Below are 18,106 nucleotides of genomic sequence, written 5' to 3'. Positions count from 1 at the left end.
GGAAAATCCATGACCAACGTCGACCCCGCGGAAATCGCCAAATTCGAGCAACTCGCCAGCCGCTGGTGGGATCGCGAGGGCGAGTTCAAGCCGCTGCACGAGATCAACCCTCTGCGTGCCAACTATATCGACCAGCGCGCGCCGGTGGCCGGCCAAAAGCTGCTGGATGTGGGTTGCGGTGGCGGCATCCTGGCCGAGGCCATGGCCCAGCGCGGCGCCCGGGTGACCGGCATCGATATGGGCGAAGCGCCCCTCCAGGTAGCCAAGCTGCACGCCCTGGAGAGCGGCACACAGGTGGAATACCTGCGCATCCCCGCGGAAGAACTGGCGGCCGGGCAGCCCGAGAGCTTCGATATCGTGACCTGCCTGGAAATGCTCGAGCACGTACCCGACCCGGCCTCGGTAATCCGCGCCTGCGCCGACCTGGTCAAACCCGGCGGCCACCTGTTCTTCTCCACCATCAACCGCACCGCCAAAGGCTGGCTGTTCGCGGTGGTGGGCGCGGAATATGTACTGAAAATGCTGCCCAAGGGCACTCACGAGTACGCCAGGTTTATCCGCCCGTCGGAAATGGGCGCCTGGCTCCGTGACGCAGGACTGGAAATCCGCGACATCACCGGCATGACCTACAATCCACTGACGCGCAACTACAAGCTGAATCCCCGCGATGTGGACGTCAATTACCTGCTGCACGCGGTCAAACCTGCCTGAACGCAGCCCAGAAGTACGATTTACACAGATTATGAAAGCAGTACTGTTTGATTTGGATGGCACCCTCTTCGATACCGCGCCGGACTTTATCCACGTCCTGAACCAGCTGCGCCAGCAGGAGCAGTTGCCGCCGCTGCCGGACGCCGCCATTCGCGCCGTGGTCTCCAACGGCGCCCGCGCCATGGTCGAACTGGGCTTTGGCATACAGGAGGGCGACGCCCAGTTCGAATCCCTGCGCAAGCGATTCCTCGACCTCTATCTGGGCCATCTCGCGGTGAAAACCCAGCCCTTCCCCGGCATAGAGCCCCTGCTCGGTCAACTGGCCGCAGCCGATATCGCCTGGGGCATAGTCACCAATAAACCGCTCGTCTACACGGCGCCGCTGCTGCGCGCATTCCCGCACCTGCCCGCGGTGGGCGCGGTCATCTGCCCCGAACACGTGGTCAACCGCAAGCCGCACCCGGAGCCCATGCTGCTCGCCTGCGCACAGATCGGTTGCCACCCCGAAGAGGCCATCTACGTGGGCGACCATCCGCGGGACATCGACGCCGGCCGCGCCGCCGGCATGCCCACCATCGCCTGTAACTACGGCTATATCGATGACGGCGACGATCCGGCCGGCTGGAACGCCGATCACCTGGTGGATTCCGCGGAAGAAATCTGGCCGCTGCTGCAGCAGCACTACATTGAAAAAACGGGACTCGGGACTCGAGACTCGGGGCTCGGAAGCCCTGCCTTGTAGGAGCGGCGGGGCGGCCATCCGCCCATGGCCGCGATCGAGCTTGCTGCCAGCCGAGGGGTCGATCGCGGGCATGGCCCGCTCCTACAGGGCGCTGTCCTTGTAGGAGCGGCCGTTGGCCGCGATCAGACCACCGTATATCGCACAATCTGGAATTTGCATGTCTGAAGTTATCCGCGACTATCGAGCCCCCAAAGACCTGCTCAAGGACAAAATCATCCTGGTCACCGGCGCCGGCGACGGAATCGGCAAAGCGGCGGCAAAGACTTTCGCCGCCCATGGCGCCACGGTGATCCTGCTCGGGCGCACCACCCCTAAACTGGAAGCGGTTTACGACGAAATCGAGGCCGCCGGCGGCCCGCAGCCAGCGATCTTTCCCATGGACCTGAACGAGGCGAGCATCGAAAATTTCGAGCACTTCGCCGAGGCGGTGGACCAGGAATTCGGCCGCCTGGACGGCCTGCTGCACAACGCCGGCCTGCTCGGCCAGCGCACCCCCATCGCCAGCTACAACTTCGCCACCTGGCAACAGGTAATGCAGGTCAACGTCAACGCCGCCTTTGGCCTCAGCAAAACCCTGCTGCCGCTGCTGGAGAAATCCAAAGCGGGCTCCATCATCTTTACCAGCTCCGGCGTCGGCCTCAAAGGCCGCGCCTACTGGGGCGCCTACTCGGTATCCAAATTCGCCACCGAAGGCCTGATGCAGGTGCTGGCGGACGAACTGGACGGTGTCTCCAGCATCCGCGTCAACAGCATCAACCCCGGCGCCACCCGCACCAATATGCGCGCCGCCGCCTACCCGGCGGAAAATCCACAGACGGTGGCCACACCGGAAGAGATAATGCCCACCTACCTGTACCTGATGGGAGATGACAGCCTCGGCGTCAGCGGCAAGCAGTTCAACGCCCAGGCCAAATAGCGCAGCCTTTTCACCGGGCACAATGTAAGGTCCGGCCGCCTGTGCCCATCCGGGAAATATTTATCGATCAGGTTTTTTCCCGGATGACCACAGACGGCAGAACCGATCGGTGCCGCTGAACTTCGCCGCCACTGGTAACCGCGCCCGGGGGGCCCTATTCTGAAAGCTGGATATCCACGACAAGGGGGATAAATCCGTGGACCCCGAACTGATCCGCGAACTCGGCGGCCTCACCAGCGAAGCGCGCAACCCCGACACTCTGGACATAGACCTGCTGCCGACACTGGAAGTCCTGCAAAAGATCAATCGGGCCGACCGGGAGGTGCCGCAAGCGGTGGGCCAAGTGCTGCCGCAAATCGGCGCGGCGGTGGACGCGATTGTCGAAGCATTCAAAGCGGGCGGCCGGCTGGTCTATATGGGCGCCGGCACCAGCGGTCGCCTGGGCATTCTGGACGCGGTGGAGTGCCCGCCCACCTATGGCGTCGGCGAAGATATGGTGGTGGGATTGATCGCCGGCGGCGAGGCCGCCTTCCTGCGCGCCCAGGAGGGAGCCGAGGACGACCCGGAACTGGGCCGCCGGGACCTGCAGGATATCAACCTGAATGCCCGCGACCTGGTGGTGGGCATCGCCGCCAGTGGCCGCACCCCCTATGTGATCGGCGGCCTGCGCTACGCGCGCGAACTCGGATGCACCACGGTAGCGCTATCCTGCAACCCCACCGCCGCCATTGCCGATGAGGCGGATATCGCCATACTGCCCGACGTAGGCCCGGAAGTCCTCACCGGCTCCACCCGCATGAAATCCGGCACTGCGCAAAAACTGGTACTGAATATGCTGACCACCGCCAGTATGATTCGCCTGGGCAAGAGTTTTTTCAACCTGATGGTGGACGTCAAGGCCACCAACGCCAAGCTGGTCGGCCGCACCCGGCGCATTGTGATGGAGGCCACCGGCGTGTCGTTCGAGGAAGCGGACCGGGTACTCAGCCAGTGCGGCCACAATGCCAAACTGGCGATCATGATGATTCTGAGCGGCCTGGACAGGGAAGCCGCGGAACGCGCACTAAAAGAGGCGGACGGGTTTCTGCGCCTGGCGCTGCAGCGGGTGGAGAACAGCAAACAGGGAAAGACGAAATAAATCCCCTTCACTTCACGATCACGACGTAATCGAACAGCACCACCCTGTAGGAGCGGCCCATGGCCGCGATCGGATTATCCGTCTTTCCCGAACCTCGATCGCGGCCATGGACAGATTTTTGCTCCCTGCAAAATCTGCATTTCCGCCATCCCTGGCGGTCGCCGCTCCTACAGGTGCAACGCCAACTTATAGCGCTGTACTAATCGTTTGGCAGTGCCTCCGCCAGCAGTTCCAACCAGTGCCGCACCGGCGTCTCCGTACCTCCCTGCAAATGCAGCAGACAGCCGATATTCGCGGTGAGAATGGTCTGCGGCTCGCTCGCCTGCAGATTGGCCAACTTCCTGCGACGCAGCGCCTGCGAGAATTTCCGCTGCAATATCGAATAGGTGCCGGCGGAACCGCAGCACAAATGCGCGTCATTGATCTGCGGTAGATCCAGACCAAATCCCGCCAGCAGTCGCTCCACCCGGCCGTTCAAACCCAGGCCGTGTTGCAGGGTGCAGGGGCAGTGGAAAGCAAAACGACCGTTCAGGGCATCGGCGGGCAAGCGCAGAGATTTCTCTTGCAGCAATTCCTCCAGCAGCTCCACCGGATCGCGCATCAGCTGATTCAGCGCCTGCGCGCGCGCCGCGTAGTGCGGGTCATCGGCCAGCAACAACGGGTAGTCATGCAACTGGGCGCCGCAACCTGTCGCAGTGGAAACTATGGCGCGCACCTCGCGGCCCTGCGCCAGCTTCCACCAGCAGTCGACATTCCGCCGCGCCAGCTCCCGCGCTTCCTCCTCAGCACTGGTGTGCTGACTGACCGCCCCACAACAGCCGGCGGCGGCCGGTTGCAATAAGGGCACACCGAAGAAATCCAGAATGCGCGCAAAAGCAGTGTCAATTTCCGGGCGCAGCGACGGCTGCACGCAGCCGGGCAGTAGAATCACCGCCGCCGTCCGGGCTTCCACCGGTTTGCCCGGCAGCGGCCGGGCGCGCTTGCGTGACGGGAAATAAACCCGGCGCAGGGAAGCCGGCAGTAGCGGTGACGCGAGACGCCCCGCGGCGAGCAGGCCGCCAAACAACCGCGGCGACAACATCAGCTTGCGCAGCGCGACGCGCAGGCCGCGCTGGAAAACGTTGCGCGGTGCCAGACGCTCACTGGTGGTCCGGCCTATGGCCACCAGCTTGTGGTATTCCACCCCGGAAGGACAGGTGGTCTCACAGCTGCGGCAGGTCACGCAGCGGTCCAGGTGGGTGCGGGTCAGCTCTCCGGCGCTACCGGTTTCCAGCATTTCCTTGATCAGGTAGATACGCCCGCGGGGGCTGTCCAGTTCGTTGCCGGCGAGCAGATAGGTAGGACAGGTGGCGGTGCAGAAGCCGCAGTGCACACAGGCGTTCAGCACCTGCTCGGCGCGCTGCGCATCGCTCTCTTCCAGCAGTCCATCGAGCAGTTTTACCTGCATGCCTGCCCTCCACCGAAATACGTATTAAAGAGTTCGCGGTTAAACAGCCCCCGGGGATCGAAAGCATTTTTGATCCGCCGCGGCCAGTCGCCAGCGCCGCTGGCTACCGGAAGCGCGGGGCCGCGCAGTACACGCACAAACCCGCCCCGCTCCGCCGCCGCACGCTGCAGGGCCACACCATCGCCGTTGCGCACCCAGATACGCGCACCCTCCCAGTCGATCAGGGTCTCTTCAAGGGGAATATCCAACTCTGCGAAATGCGGCAGGACAACACAGGCGAGTTGCGGGGCGCTAAAGAATTCGTGGCGCAGGTTGCGCAACGCGCGCCAGTCGAAGGCGCTCGGCTCACCGCCCAGCTTTTGCAGCGCCGCTTTCAGCGCCGTCTTGCGCCCGCTGAGGCGCAGGTGCAGCTTTCCCTCCATCAAGCCGCCGGCGTCCCCCAAGCCGCTCGCACCCACAAAGCAGCTGGCGCGCAGCAGCGGGCGCAGCGCGCGCAGTTTTTCCCACCAGTCTGGCAATTGCCCGGCACTTACAGTAAAGCTGCGGTTCTCCGTGCACTCCGGTTGCGGCAGCAGGCGCAGGGATACATCGAGCAATACACCCAGGGTGCCGAGAGCGCCCACCTGCAGTCTTGAAAGATCATAGCCGGCGACATTCTTCATCACCTGGCCTCCAAAACTGACCAACTGGCCGCGGCCGTTCAACATGCGGCAGCCGAGCACAGTGTCGCGCAGGGACATACCGGCGGGGCGCGCCGGGCCGTCCCAGCCGCAGGCGATGGCACCGCCTATGGTGCTGTGCTCGGCGGGTTGCGGAACATCTGCGGCAAAGCGCTGCCCCTCGGCGGCGAGCAGCGCTTCCAGTTCGGCGATGGGCGTGCCCGCACGCACGCGCAACATCAGTTCGTCCGGCTGGTAGTCGATCACGCCGCGGTGCGCGGCCGTGCTGAGCGGGTTGTCCCCCAGTGCCAGGTTGAAATGGGCACGGCTGCCGCCGCCGCGGATTGCGACGGGCGTGTCCCCGGCCAGCGCCTGTTCCAGCGCGGCCTGCAATTCCAGGGTGCGATCCTGTTCAGCCACTGGGCATCTCTATAAATTCCCACCCTACGGTTTTCTGTACGCGGTTCGACTCAATCATGTTTTTTTCTCAGCACACGATACTCGCGGCAGTGCGCCAGCGAGGGAATCAACTTGTCCGGGTTCAGCAACCCGTGCGGATCCAGCGCTTTTTTAACTGCCAGAAACTGCTCAATCTCCGCGTCGCCAAACTGGATCGCCATCTGGTTGAATTTCTCTGTGCCCACTCCGTGCTCGCCGGTAATGGTGCCGCCCACCTGGATACAATACTCCAGAATATCCGCAGCCAGCGCCTCGACCCGTTCCAGCGCGTCCGGCTCGCGACCGTCGAACATGATGATCGGATGCAGGTTGCCGTCGCCGGCATGAAACACATTGGCCACCCGCAAACGGTACCCCTCGGCGAACTCGGCAATGGCCTGAAGCACATCGCCGATGCGGTGGCGCGGCACAGTGCCGTCTATACAGTAGTAGTCCGGCACCAGGCGGCCGATGGCGGGGAAGGCGCTCTTGCGCCCCTTCCACCAGAGCTGGCGCTGGTCTTCGTCCTGCGCCCGCTGCACCCGGGTAGCTTGGAATTTGCACAGCACCGCTTCCACCAGCGCCATTTCCGCCTTCACCTCCAGGGGATCGCCGTCCAGGTCGATCAATAGAATGGCCGCGGCATCCAGGTCATAGCCGGCCTGGCAGAACGCCTCGGTGGCGGAGATCACCAGTGCGTCCATCATCTCCAGTGCCGCCGGCACCACGCCGGCGCGCACTATGGCCGACACTGCATCAGCGGCGGCACCAATGCTGGCGAAATCCGCCATCAGGGTGCGTGTCTCGGCGGGTACCCGGGTGAGTTTCACAGTGATTTCGCTGACGATTCCCAGGCAGCCCTCGGAGCCGTGCACCAGTGCCAGCAAGTCGTAGCCCGGCTGTGCCAGGCATTCGCCGCCCAGGGTGAGTATCTCTCCCTCCCAGGTCACCAGGCGCAGGCCGATCACATTGTGCACGGTAACGCCATATTTTAGGCAGTGCACACCGCCGGCGTTCTCCGCCACATTGCCGCCAATGGAACAGGCGATTTGCGATGACGGATCCGGTGCATAAAAGAGCCCGTGCCGGACCGCGGCCTGGGAGATCTGCAAATTGGGCACCCCCGGCTGTACCCGGGCAGTCAGCGAATGGGTGTTGATCGCAAGGATACGATCCATGGGTGCCGTGACCAGTAGAACACCACGTCCATGCGGCTTGGCTCCGGCGGAAAGACCGGTGCCGGCGCCGCGGGATACCAGCGGCACCCGGTGCTCGCCACACAGGCGCGCCACGGCGACGATTTCCTTTTCCGACTCCGCCAGCACCACCGCCAGCGGGCGCTCGCAGTAAACCGGCAGCGCGTCGCTCTCGAAAGGCGCCAACTGCTCGCGCTCGGTCAGCAGCCGCTCGCGGGGCAGCAGTTGGCGCAGCTTGTGCAGCAGCTGGCTGCTGTTGTTATTCACGTCGCAATTTTCCAATCACCGCTTTCTTCGCCGACATTGTAGAAGAAGTGGGCTCCGGATAGGACAGATAGGGTCAGACAGATGCGGTGGGCGGGGTCAGCGACAGACCGTTCAATACTCAGGAGAGGCAGGGGTGGGGTGGAACAGAAAAAAATACCCGGGGGCTGCCCGGGTATTTTTTTATCTCCGGAAAATTACTCTTCCGCGTGATCGATCTCGTCTTCCGGCATTTCGTCCATGGCCTCCTCGGCCATTTCCTCTGCTTCGCTGGCAGCGGCTTCCATGGCGTCTTCGGCATCCTCCTCCATCAATTCGGGCGCGTCGGCGAATACATCGCCCTCCACCTCTGCCGTATCGTTGGTGGCAATGACGCCAGTTTCTTCGGCCGCTTCCGCTTCAGCCGCACCGGCCTCCTCCACCGCGGCATCCATCTCTTTTAAGATTTCATCCTCGGCGGTGGCGGGCTCCATATTCTGGTAGTAAAAATAGCCGCCGACGGCGGCGATGACGATTGCGGGAATAATGAGTTTCTTCATTTTCCAACCCCTGACAGTTCGAATTTATGGTTATAGACGGAACCTATTGTTCCACGGAGGTCAGACCAAAAATGTGACTGTTAGCACGTTTCCGTTTGTTTACTCCTAACCTCTGAGGCAAAATCTGCCCACCCAAACTAGCGAAACTGTCATTATGAGAAGTCTTCTGTTTATTCCCTGGCTTTTGCTTGCCGGTACTGCCGGTGCCGACTCCCTCGCCGATCAAATGCAGCGCTGCGCCGGGATGCAAAACGACAGCGAGCGACTGGCCTGCTACGACGCGCTGGGCAGCAGCCTGGAGCAACGGGCAGAACAAAGCTTCGGCCGCGAGCAGCAGCAGATCGCCGAGGAGGCACCGGATTCCATCAACGCCACGATCGCTGAAATCCGGGACGCCGCCTATGGAAAACTGCAGATCACCCTGACCAACGGCCAGGTCTGGCGGCAGAACGACAGCACCCGGGTGAACTGGAAAAGCGGCGATATGGTAATCATCGAGCGGGCACTATTCGGCTCCTTCTTTATGAAGCAGGCCGATGGCGGGCGCAGTATGCGGGTAAAGCGCGTGAAATAGAAAAACCAGGGATTGGAATTCCGCTGCAGCGGAAAATATTTTCCCCTATGATGGCGCGCACTCGGTAAAAAGGACCCGTCATGTATCGCCAACGGCTGTCTCTGCTCGCTCTCCTGCTGTGCTTTATTTCTGCCGCGGCGAGTGCCGAAACCGGCCGCTACCGGATAGATTCCGCCGCCTCCGACATCCACTGGCGCGTGTACCGCGCCGGCGCCCTCTCCGGACTGGGGCACAATCACGTGATCTCCGCCAGTGGCGTCAGCGGCAATGTCCAACTGGAGACGCCACCGCAGGAGTCCAGCTTCGAGCTCAACATACCGGTAGCGGCGCTTGTGGTGGACAACCCCGCGCTGCGCAGCCGCTACGGTGGGGACTTCTCCGCACAACCCTCGGCCAAGGCAGTCGCCGGCACCCGCGCCAATATGCTGGGCGATAAGCTGTTGAAAGGCGACCAGTTTCCCCAGATGCAACTCAGCGGCAGCGCCGTGGTCAGCAGTGGCCAACAGGTCGATATTCCGGTAACCATCCGGATATTGGGCCGCAGCATTGCGGTGCGCCTGCCCGCCACAGTGGAGTTCGACGGGCGCCAGTTGCGCGCGCGGGGCCAGTTTGCCTTGAGCCACCGGCAGTTGGGGCTGCAGCCCTTCAGCGCCGCCCTGGGCGCGCTGCGGGTGGCCGAGGACATCGACTTCAGCTACGACATCCGCGCCAACCGCACCGACTGACCATCCCCCCGCCCCATGCACCACCAAAACCTCCCAGTCACTCTTATCCAGGCGCAGAATTCTACATTCATCTATATTCAAGAGAACCGGACCACGAATTAGGCGCCAAACGGCCGCCGTGACGGAGGTCCGCGAGTCAGTCGCACAGCCAACAGAAGGTCTACGCACTTGTCCCGAGAAAACTTTTACTCAAGGGATGAAGAATGGCTGAAGGACACAGATGAACAGTTCCCCCGGAACAACCTCCCGGAGGAACCCACCAGCCCCGATGCTCCCCCGGATACCGAGCCACTCGATCCGGCGGAGTTATCCGCCGCCGAGGAGTCCGTCTCCGAGAGCAGCAGCACGCCGATGCAGACCTATCTCAAGCATCTGTACCGGCTGGAACTGCTGACTCCGGAAGAGGAACACACCACCACCTGCCTCCTGCGTGAACTGGAAGACAAGCTGATCGCCCTGCTGCAGAAGCGCGGCATCGAGCTGGTGCAGCTTCGCAGTGAAGGAGTGGAGCAGCGCGGCAGCACCGGCGCCTATGATCACGGCCTGATCATCGCCCGGGCCGAGGACCTGCTCGCCGACCGCAAGCTGCCGCAGCGCGATCGCAGCTCCCTGCAGAGCCTGCTGCGACGCTTCCAGGAGCAGCGAAAGAAACTGATCCAGTGCAACCTGCGCCTGGTGATCGCCATCGCCAAGCGCTTCCGCAACCCCTCGGTGCCATTTATCGATCTGATCCAGGAGGGTAACGTGGGATTGATGAAGGCGATCGAGCGCTTCAAGCCACAGATGGGCTACCGGTTTTCCACCTACGCCTACTGGTGGATACAGCAGGAGATCCAGCTCGCCCTGCGCCGCAACGACGATCTGGTGCGCCAGCCCGCCAATGTGCAGGATGACCTGCGCGCCATCTACCGCGCCATCGGCCAGGTGCGCGCCGAGGGCCTGCCCGCCTCGGACGAAAACCTGGCGAAATACACCGGCCTGGACCTGGAACGGGTGCAGAGCCTGCTCAAACTGCCCGGCCCCACAGGTTCCCTCGACGAACCGGTGACCGACGACCAGAACAGCACCCGCCTGGACTACGCACCGGCGGACGAACTCTTCAATACCGATGAACTGGTCACCAACCAGGAACTGGCCCAGCGCCTGCGCGAAGCCGTCGCGCGGCTGCCGGCGCGCCAGCGCACCGTACTCAACCTGCGCTACGGGCTCGTCTCCGACCGGGACTGTTCTTTCCGGGTTATCGGCGAGCAACTGGGCCTCAGCCAGGAGCGTGCGCGCCAGCTGCACTCGGATGCGCTGCGGCAACTGAAGCGACAATGGCGATAAGGGTGATCAGCGGGAGAAATAGGTCTTGCCAATGACGGATATCCCGCTAGGCTTATCGGTTGTCGATTTAAATAGTGATAAATCATGTATCGATTGCCGGCCGCCGCGCTGTTGTACGTCTTTTTAATCTCCTCTCCCGCCAATGCAGAACAGGAATTGATCGTCAGTGCCGGCAAGGGCCTGAACGATGCACTGATCCAGCGGCACTCCATCGCCAGCGCGGAAATGCTTGGCATTAACTATTCCTCCCGCTTCGCGGAATATGTAATCGGCGATAACAATTGGCAATGGTGGTTCCAGGGCAGCTACTCGCGCCTGCGGGAGGAGCACCGCGGAGAGACCCAGCACCAGAATATCCTGGAGCTGAAACCGGTGCTGCGCTGGTACCCGAAAGCGGAACCCCAGGGCTTTTTTGCCGAGGCCGGTGTGGGTGCCGCCTACCTGTCCAATCAAAGTTTCGGCGCAATCGACCTCACCACCAAATGGAATTTCGCCCTGCACTTTGCCGGCGGCTACCGGCTGCCCGGTGGTGATGTACTGTCGCTTCGTTACAGCCATTTTTCCAACGGCTACACCAATAGACCCAATCCGGGTTTCGATTTTGCGTCGATCAACTGGCATTTCAACTATTGATACCGGCACCCGGCTCTCCCCTGTAGGAGCGGCCGCTGGCCGCGATCAAACTGCGCTACAGGGAAAGATCGAACGCGGCCAACGGCCGCTCCTGCCGTTTCTTTGCTGACCCCGTCTCCACACAGTCATATTTCAATCAAACTCCTGTAACAAGGCCCGCACAAAATATCTCGCATAACCGAGCGGGGTGACCATGAACTTGACAATATGGACGTTGCGCGACGGCAATCGCGGCCATGAAAAGCAGGTGGACGGCCTGCTGCAGGGCCTCGCCAGCCTGCAATCCATTCGTAGCTACGGAATCGACTGCCGCTATTCCACGGCGGAAAAATGGCACGAGTGGCTGGACAATCGCTTTGTCCGCGGGAATCACCTTCCAGAACCGGACCTGATTGTCGGTGCCGGGCACAAAACACACCTGCCCCTACTCAGCGCCCGCAACCGCCACGGCGGCCGCGCCGTGGTACTCATGCGCCCCACCCTGCCCGCCAGCTGGTTCGACTATGCCATAGTTCCACAGCACGACCGCCCGCCCCTGCTCGGCAATGTGATCGCCAGCCGCGGGGTCCTGGCGCCGGGCAGCGTGAAAATAAGCACGGAAGAAAAACCCTGTGGCCTGATTCTTCTGGGCGGGGAAAATCGCTATTTCACCTGGAACAGCGCGCACATAGTGCGGCAACTGAATCGTATCTGCGAAGCGCGTCCGGACCTGCACTGGCTGGTAGCGGACAGCCGCCGAACCCCCGCTGACACCAGGAAAATGCTGGCGGCGCTGGGAGATCGATGCCAGTACGTCCACTGGCGCGATACCGGCAGCGATTGGCTGCCGCGGATTATCGCCGCCGCGCGGGAGATCTGGGTCAGCCCGGACAGCGCCTCCATGTTGTTTGAGGCCCTCAACAGCCATGCGGCGGTCGGCGTACTGAATCTGTCCCCCCGGGGACGTTGCAACAAACTGCTGCGCGGTATCCGCCAACTGAGCGAGTGCGGCGAAATCACCCCCTATCCCCTGTGGCAATTGCGCGGCTTTCCCAACCAGAGGCGCGCGCCACTCAATGAGCACCTGCGCTGTGCCCAGCTGTTGCTGGAGCGCATGGCCGGAGAAACCAATACCGGGTTGGCAACCGTATGATCCAGAGTATTTGTCATCTTATCGCCAGCCGTGAGCACGGCGGAATGGAAAAACACGTAGCGGACCTGTCCCGCTGGCAGGCGCACAACACCGGCGTCCGGGTATCGGTGATCGCCCACCCGCGTTACCGGGCCACCCTGGACGAGGCGGTGGATTTCATTCCACTGAACACCGACCGCAGCCGTCACCACCCCACGCTGATCTGGCGCCTGGCCAACCAGATCCGCGCCGGCGAATACCAGATCGCCCACGGCCATGGCAGCAAGTCCGCGCAGTTGCTCGCGGCGGTACAGAAATACACCGATGCCCGGCAGGTAATCACCCGGCACAACGTCCGCCATCCTCGCGACAAACTGGCCAGTGCCTTCAACGCACGCATTGCGGTCAGCCATACCGCGGTAGCCAACTCGCGCCTGTCCTGGAACATTATCCCCAACGGCGTCGACACCGTTGTCCGGGCCGCGGCGCCGGTGGAATTCCCCGGAGCCGCGAGTTCCACACTGCTTGTGGTCGCGCGTCTGGTCAAACTCAAGGGGATAGATCTGTTGCTGCAAGCCATGCCGGAGCTTCCGGATACCCAGCTGATCGTACTGGGGGAAGGTCCGGAAAAGGAAAACCTGCAAAAACTCAGCGACAGACTGCAACTGGGCGGCCGGGTGAATTTTATCGGCCACTCCGACCAGGTAAGCGCCTTTATGCGCGCGGCGGACCTGCTGGTAATGCCCTCGCGCAACGAGGGCGCCCCATACACCTTGATCGAGGCACTGCTGAACCACTGCCCGGTGGTAGCCAGCCGCGTCGGCAACGCCGGTGAATACATTCCCAACCAGTATCTGCTGGACGATCGCGAACCGGCCCACCTGGCGCAAAAGCTGCGCACCGCACTGCAGGATAAGCAGCGCCTGCGGCGGGACTTCGCCCCGGTCTTCGCCCGCGCCGGTAGGGAGCTGACCCTGGACAATATGGCCAGGGCCACCTGGCAGGTGTATGCGCAGCTGGTTTCCCAGTGCGCATCATCATTCTGAGCGACGGCGTCCCCGGCCATGTCAACCAGGCCCGGGGGCTGGCGGACTGGCTACGCCATTCCGGCCAATCCGTTTCCGTCCATGAAGCCGACTGCCGGCTGCGCTTCAAATGGCTGCGCCGTCCGCTGGCCTTCGCGTGCAACAGGCTGGAGCGATTTCCAACCTCCGCCCGGTGGATTCTGCGCTGCTACCGGATACAGCTGCCCACACAGCCCACGGATCTGATCGTTTCCGCCGGCGGCAATACCAGCTTCGCCAACAGCGCCCTGGCCCGGTATTGGCGGTGCCGCAATATTTTCATCGGCTCGCCACGGCACCTGTCCTGTAAAAATTTTTCCGCACTGCTGACCCTGGAGCCAGTCGCGGGATCACCGCCGAACAACCTTGTGATGGATTTTGCCCCGGCCCGCGTCGGCAGTGGAAAAGTAGAATCCAACCGCTGGGCATTACTGCTCGGCGGCGACGGCAGCGGCTACCGTTACCGGCGGCAGGACTGGACTAGGCTATTGCGCTGGGCCCGGGAGTGCGCGGAAGAAAATGATATCCGCTGGATTGTCGCCGGCTCGCGGCGCAGCCCCGGTTACCTGCGCCAACTGTGCGACCGGCACCTGCCGGAATCCTTCGTCGCCGCCAGCTGTTGGCCCGGAGACAGTTCGCCATCATTGGCGAACATCCTTCCCAGTGCCGAACGGGTTTTCTGCACCGAGGACAGCATGACCATGCTGAGCGAAACGATAAACCTGGCGCGGCCGCTGACCAGCCTGCGTCCGCAGTCGGCAAATATGCCGGGTCGCTACCGGCGGGCGCTGGAGAAATTCGAGGATATGGGATTGATGGAGAGGGTGGCCATTAGCGAGTTGGCCGGTTATCGGAATGGGAAGAACAGCAGAGCACAGGAAGCAATAATCAGTGCGGCGCGCCGACGGTTAATCACTCAGTTGTGGGAATTGATCAGCCCGCAGGCGGTAGAAATGGTGTGGGCGGCGCACCCTACTCCAACCCGGTAGGGTGCGCCGTGCGCACCGTTCAAAGCCTGTTTGGACGCTTGCGCGGACTCTCCGCGCCCGGCTCTGAGCTCTTAGCCGGCACAGAGCTCCTGGTAGACTTCCAGCGTCTGCGCCGTCATCTCTTCGAGACTGAAACCGGTAAAATCGATCGACTGCGGCCGGTCGAGAATCTGCAGGCTCGCCCGTACCAGCGCATCCAGATCGCCCCGCTCCACCAATCCCTGGGGAAAACAACTGTGCAGCACTTCCGCCGGACCGCCGTCGTTGTAGGACACCACCGGGCAGTTCATCGCCAGCGCCTCGGTAACCGTGCGCCCGAAGGGTTCCGGATGTTCGGAGAGGTTGTAGGTGATCTGTGAGCTGGCATAGAGTTCGCGCATATCGCGGCGCTGGCCCAGAAACAACACCTTGTCGCTGAGCCCGAGATCCAGGGCCAGTTGCTCCAGTTCCCGCGCGTACTTCTCTTTGCCCGTGTCCGCGGCACCCACCACCAGACCGAACACGTCATCCCGCTGGCGGGAGATGGCAGCGAGCATCTGCAGGAAGGTACGCTGGCCTTTCCAGGGAGTCAGGCGGGCGGGCATCAGTAGCCAGTTCTTGCCCTCCAGTTGCGGGTAGTCGTTGAGCAGGCGCAACTGCCACTGGCCGGAGATGGGGGCATTGCGATCGAACTCCCGGGTATTCACCCCCCGGTGAATCACCCGGGGAGGAGTGCGCAGCTTCTTGCCGTAATGTTGCTGTAAATAATCTGCCACACACTGGGATACAGCAATCACCCGCTCGCCGGAGGCCATGATCGCGCTATAGAAGTTGGCCGAGTAGAGACCGTGGGCAGTAGTCACCAACCGTGGACGCCGCCCTTCCGGCATGCCCCGCCAGGCGAGCCAGGCAATCCACGCCGGCATACGCGAGCGCGCGTGCAATACATCCGGTTGCAGCTCCTCCAACAGGCGCCGCAGGCGACCTACCAGGCGCAGCGACCAGAACGACTTTTTGTGTACCGGCATGTCGATATGCCGACAGCCCCGCAGGGTCAGGCGCGGCACCAGTTCGCCACCGTTGGAGATCACGATGGACTCATGCCCCAACCGAACCAGCTCATGGGCGAAATCCAGCGTGCCCCGTTCGACCCCGCCCCCGTTCAATTCGGGCAATATTTGTACGATTCTCATAGACCTGCTTGTGCACTGCGGTGGCCATTCAACCATTGTATTGTGATGGATTGGCGGTCGTTTGCCGAGCCGCAATACGCATTTTTGAAAACCAGTTCCATCCCGCGGGATACCACAAAGGCTTCTCCACCGCTGCCCCCGCGCAACTGCCTCATCCGGGCGCCGTGCTAAGATGCCAATCAACAACGACAAAGGGAGATGCCAAATGACAAATTCGCGACAGTTCCGCTGCTTGCCACAGCTGTTTCTCAGCTTTTTCCTGCTGTTCGCCACCGGCCTGGCCAGCGCTGCAAACGACCGGGGTGTTTTCTGGCAGGCGGAGAAGGACGGCCGCCGGGTTTACCTGCTGGGCTCAGTCCATCTGGCCACCGCAGACTTCTATCCCCTGCGCCAGCAGATCGAACAGGCCTACGCGGACAGTGGGGCGCTGGTGGTGGAAGCGGATGTACTGGCCGCGGAGGGCGACGCCGCGCTGCAGCAGCAGATTATGCAGGAGTCCCTCTACCCCACAGGGCGGAGCCTCCGCGACGACTTGTCCCCCGATGTCTACCGCAAACTCCAGGACTGGCTGCACAGCCGCCAACTGCCGGAGCCCCTGTTTGTCCGCCAGCGCCCCGCCATCGCCATGATCACCCTCAGCATGGTGGAAATGCAGTCCCAGGGGCTGGACCCCAGCCTGGGAATCGACCGCCACTTTCTCCAGCAGGCCAAACGGGACAAAAAAACCATCGTGGAATTGGAAGGCGTTCTGCAGCAGCTGCAATTGCTCAACAGCCTGGAGAACCCGGATCTGTTGCTGCGGCAGACCCTGGAACAGCTGGAAGAGATAGAGACCTTTGTGCCCAGAATGACCGGCGCCTGGAAAAAGGGCGATGCGGAACAGCTCTATCAGTTGGTGATCGGCGAGGGGCTCGCCGAAAACCCGGAATTCCGGCCACTCTACGACGCGCTGTTTTTCCAGCGCAATCGCGCCATGGCCGATAAAATCGTCCGCACCAGTGAAAACCACGACTCCCTGTTTGTGATTGTCGGGGCCGGCCACTTGGTGGGAAAAGAAAGTGTGGTCGAATTGTTGCAGAAAAAGGGGTTCAAATTGCAGCGGCTTTGACAGCTGCTACACTCGAAAGGCGCCAATACCGGATATAACTGCACAAGGCACACAGGGAGGTGTCGATGAACAAGCTGGCTAAAATCAGTGCCTTGGCTGGTGTAATTTTGTGCAATCCGGCAGTTGCCGACAAGGCGGAAACCAAGGGCGGCCTCAAAATCACCTCCGACGACGGCAATTTTTCTGCCGCACTGGGCGGGCGCATCCATTTCGACACCTACCTGTTCGACGAGGATATCGAGGACACGATCAGCACCACGGAGTTTCGCCGCGCGCGCATCACCCTATCCGGGGAGGCGTACAACTGGAAATACAAACTGGAGCAGGATTTTGCCGCCGGCAGTACCCTCTCCGGGTTTCGCGACGTCTATATCGCCACCGGCCTCGCCGGCGGTACCCTCACCATCGGCCAGTTCAAGCCCTACCGCTCCATGGAAGAGCTGACCAGCTCCAATGAAATCACCATGATGGAACGGCCCTTCACCAGTGGCACCGGAATATACCGGGGCCGCCAGTTCCAGCAGGGGGTTGGCTGGCATACCCACGTCAACTGCTACACCTTCGGCATCATGGCAATCAACCTGCGGGACGCCGGCACCCCGCGCAACGAAGGCCTGGGCGCCGCCAGTCGCTTTACCTGGACACCCATCAACGACGACATGAGCACCCTGCACTTCGGCATATCCCTCAGCCACGAAGATGCCAATCGAAATACGGAGCCTTTGGAAGCCGAAGTGATCTATGCCGGCCGGCGCGGCCCGCGCCAGCTGATAGCGCTCACTCCCGGCGGCGACAACTTCTTCTTCGGAGACTTTGGCGACGACGAATTCTTTATCGATGACGGCGGTGGCACGGTAAATTCCGCTGGCCTGGAATTGGCGGGAACCTACGGCCCCCTCTACGGGCAGGCCGAATACGTCTATGCGGACTACGACGGGGACTACTTTCTGTCGGAATTAACTTTCGTGGATTTTTTTGGCGTCCCTGCCCCCTTTGCCTGCGACCCGGTGACCGGCTGCTTTATCGACGATCAGCATGTGGATGCCTGGTACGTTATGGGCAGTTGGATAATCACCGGGGAACACAAGCCCTACAATGCCGGCAAAGCCGTTTTCAAATCCCCCAAGCCGGAGGGGAAATACGGTGCCTGGGAACTCACCGCCCGTTACGACATCATCAGAAACAGGGACATTCACGACCTGAAGGCGAGCAGCTTGATTTTCGGCCTCAACTACTACGTCAATCCCCGGGTGCGCTTTATGCTGAATGCCACTTTTGGCGATGACGACTTTACCGGGGACAAGACCAATCAGCTGGCGATACGGGCGCAGATGTACTGGTAACACGCTTCAAC

The 18,106-nt window shown here is 61.9% G+C and carries 18 protein-coding genes; 13 read left to right on the top strand and 5 right to left on the bottom strand.

Annotated features, from left to right (window positions below):
- The first annotated feature begins 9 nt into the window (after window positions 1-9).
- The 4 genes from ubiG to murQ all read left to right on the top strand — a co-directional run bounded on the left by ubiG (window position 10) and on the right by murQ (window position 3,507).
- Window positions 10-711: a bifunctional 2-polyprenyl-6-hydroxyphenol methylase/3-demethylubiquinol 3-O-methyltransferase UbiG gene (gene ubiG / locus PP263_RS03685; RefSeq protein ID WP_308367025.1), complete on the top strand. Its 702-nt coding sequence runs from the start codon at window positions 10-12 to the stop codon at window positions 709-711.
- A 31-nt stretch (window positions 712-742) separates the two neighbouring features.
- Window positions 743-1,453, top strand: a complete 711-nt coding sequence (locus PP263_RS03680; protein ID WP_308367024.1) for an HAD-IA family hydrolase — start codon at window positions 743-745, stop codon at window positions 1,451-1,453.
- 169 nt (window positions 1,454-1,622) lie between these two features.
- Complete coding sequence (locus PP263_RS03675; RefSeq protein ID WP_308368552.1) at window positions 1,623-2,369, top strand: YciK family oxidoreductase; 747 nt, start codon at window positions 1,623-1,625, stop codon at window positions 2,367-2,369.
- Window positions 2,370-2,565: 196 nt separating this feature from the next.
- A complete protein-coding gene (gene murQ / locus PP263_RS03670) occupies window positions 2,566-3,507 on the top strand; it encodes an N-acetylmuramic acid 6-phosphate etherase (protein WP_308367023.1) in 942 nt (313 codons plus the stop codon).
- A 199-nt stretch (window positions 3,508-3,706) separates the two neighbouring features.
- Here the strand turns inward: murQ and glcF are convergent, their stop codons facing one another.
- The 4 genes from glcF to PP263_RS03650 form a co-directional block, all read right to left on the bottom strand.
- Entirely contained in the window at window positions 3,707-4,954 is a 1,248-nt protein-coding gene (gene glcF / locus PP263_RS03665) for a glycolate oxidase subunit GlcF (protein WP_308367022.1), read from the bottom strand.
- On the bottom strand, window positions 4,945-6,033 hold the full coding sequence (glcE, locus tag PP263_RS03660) for a glycolate oxidase subunit GlcE (protein WP_308367021.1): 1,089 nt from the start codon (window positions 6,031-6,033) through the stop codon (window positions 4,945-4,947). The genes glcF and glcE overlap by 10 nt, the downstream gene beginning before the upstream one ends.
- A gap of 50 nt (window positions 6,034-6,083) precedes the next feature.
- The gene (locus PP263_RS03655) at window positions 6,084-7,514 is read right to left on the bottom strand and encodes an FAD-linked oxidase C-terminal domain-containing protein (protein ID WP_308367020.1); all 1,431 of its coding nucleotides are present in this window, start codon (window positions 7,512-7,514) and stop codon (window positions 6,084-6,086) included.
- Window positions 7,515-7,708: 194 nt separating this feature from the next.
- Window positions 7,709-8,050 (bottom strand): hypothetical protein, encoded by a 342-nt coding sequence (locus PP263_RS03650; protein ID WP_308367019.1) that lies wholly within the window; start codon window positions 8,048-8,050, stop codon window positions 7,709-7,711.
- A 154-nt stretch (window positions 8,051-8,204) separates the two neighbouring features.
- Here PP263_RS03650 and PP263_RS03645 point away from each other — a divergent pair, with 154 nt between their 5' ends.
- The 7 genes from PP263_RS03645 to PP263_RS03615 all read left to right on the top strand — a co-directional run bounded on the left by PP263_RS03645 (window position 8,205) and on the right by PP263_RS03615 (window position 14,472).
- Complete coding sequence (locus tag PP263_RS03645; protein ID WP_308367018.1) at window positions 8,205-8,624, top strand: hypothetical protein; 420 nt, start codon at window positions 8,205-8,207, stop codon at window positions 8,622-8,624.
- Window positions 8,625-8,704: 80 nt separating this feature from the next.
- Window positions 8,705-9,349: a YceI family protein gene (locus PP263_RS03640; RefSeq protein WP_308367017.1), complete on the top strand. Its 645-nt coding sequence runs from the start codon at window positions 8,705-8,707 to the stop codon at window positions 9,347-9,349.
- A 168-nt stretch (window positions 9,350-9,517) separates the two neighbouring features.
- A complete protein-coding gene (locus tag PP263_RS03635) occupies window positions 9,518-10,675 on the top strand; it encodes a sigma-70 family RNA polymerase sigma factor (RefSeq protein ID WP_308367016.1) in 1,158 nt (385 codons plus the stop codon).
- Window positions 10,676-10,759: 84 nt separating this feature from the next.
- Window positions 10,760-11,308, top strand: a complete 549-nt coding sequence (locus PP263_RS03630; protein WP_308367015.1) for an acyloxyacyl hydrolase — start codon at window positions 10,760-10,762, stop codon at window positions 11,306-11,308.
- A gap of 193 nt (window positions 11,309-11,501) precedes the next feature.
- Window positions 11,502-12,440 carry an ELM1/GtrOC1 family putative glycosyltransferase gene (locus tag PP263_RS03625; protein ID WP_308367014.1) on the top strand — a complete coding sequence of 313 codons (939 nt, stop codon included), beginning with the start codon at window positions 11,502-11,504 and terminating at the stop codon, window positions 12,438-12,440.
- A gap of 44 nt (window positions 12,441-12,484) precedes the next feature.
- Complete coding sequence (locus PP263_RS03620; RefSeq protein ID WP_308367013.1) at window positions 12,485-13,465, top strand: glycosyltransferase family 4 protein; 981 nt, start codon at window positions 12,485-12,487, stop codon at window positions 13,463-13,465.
- Window positions 13,447-14,472, top strand: a complete 1,026-nt coding sequence (locus PP263_RS03615) for an ELM1/GtrOC1 family putative glycosyltransferase (protein ID WP_308367012.1) — start codon at window positions 13,447-13,449, stop codon at window positions 14,470-14,472. Before PP263_RS03620 ends, PP263_RS03615 begins: the two co-directional genes overlap by 19 nt.
- 71 nt (window positions 14,473-14,543) lie before the next feature.
- Here the strand turns inward: PP263_RS03615 and PP263_RS03610 are convergent, their stop codons facing one another.
- Window positions 14,544-15,644, bottom strand: coding sequence for a glycosyltransferase family 4 protein (locus tag PP263_RS03610; RefSeq protein WP_308367011.1), 1,101 nt, complete (start codon window positions 15,642-15,644; stop codon window positions 14,544-14,546).
- 205 nt (window positions 15,645-15,849) lie between these two features.
- Here PP263_RS03610 and PP263_RS03605 point away from each other — a divergent pair, with 205 nt between their 5' ends.
- A complete protein-coding gene (locus PP263_RS03605) occupies window positions 15,850-16,752 on the top strand; it encodes a TraB/GumN family protein (RefSeq protein WP_308367010.1) in 903 nt (300 codons plus the stop codon).
- 65 nt (window positions 16,753-16,817) lie between these two features.
- On the top strand, window positions 16,818-18,095 hold the full coding sequence (locus PP263_RS03600) for a porin (RefSeq protein ID WP_308367009.1): 1,278 nt from the start codon (window positions 16,818-16,820) through the stop codon (window positions 18,093-18,095).
- Window positions 18,096-18,106 lie beyond the last annotated feature (11 nt).

The organism is Microbulbifer sp. TB1203, assembly GCF_030997045.1.
Classification (GTDB): domain Bacteria; phylum Pseudomonadota; class Gammaproteobacteria; order Pseudomonadales; family Cellvibrionaceae; genus Microbulbifer.
Note: the sequence above shows the minus strand (reverse complement) of the source record. Positions and strands in the feature narration are given on the sequence as shown.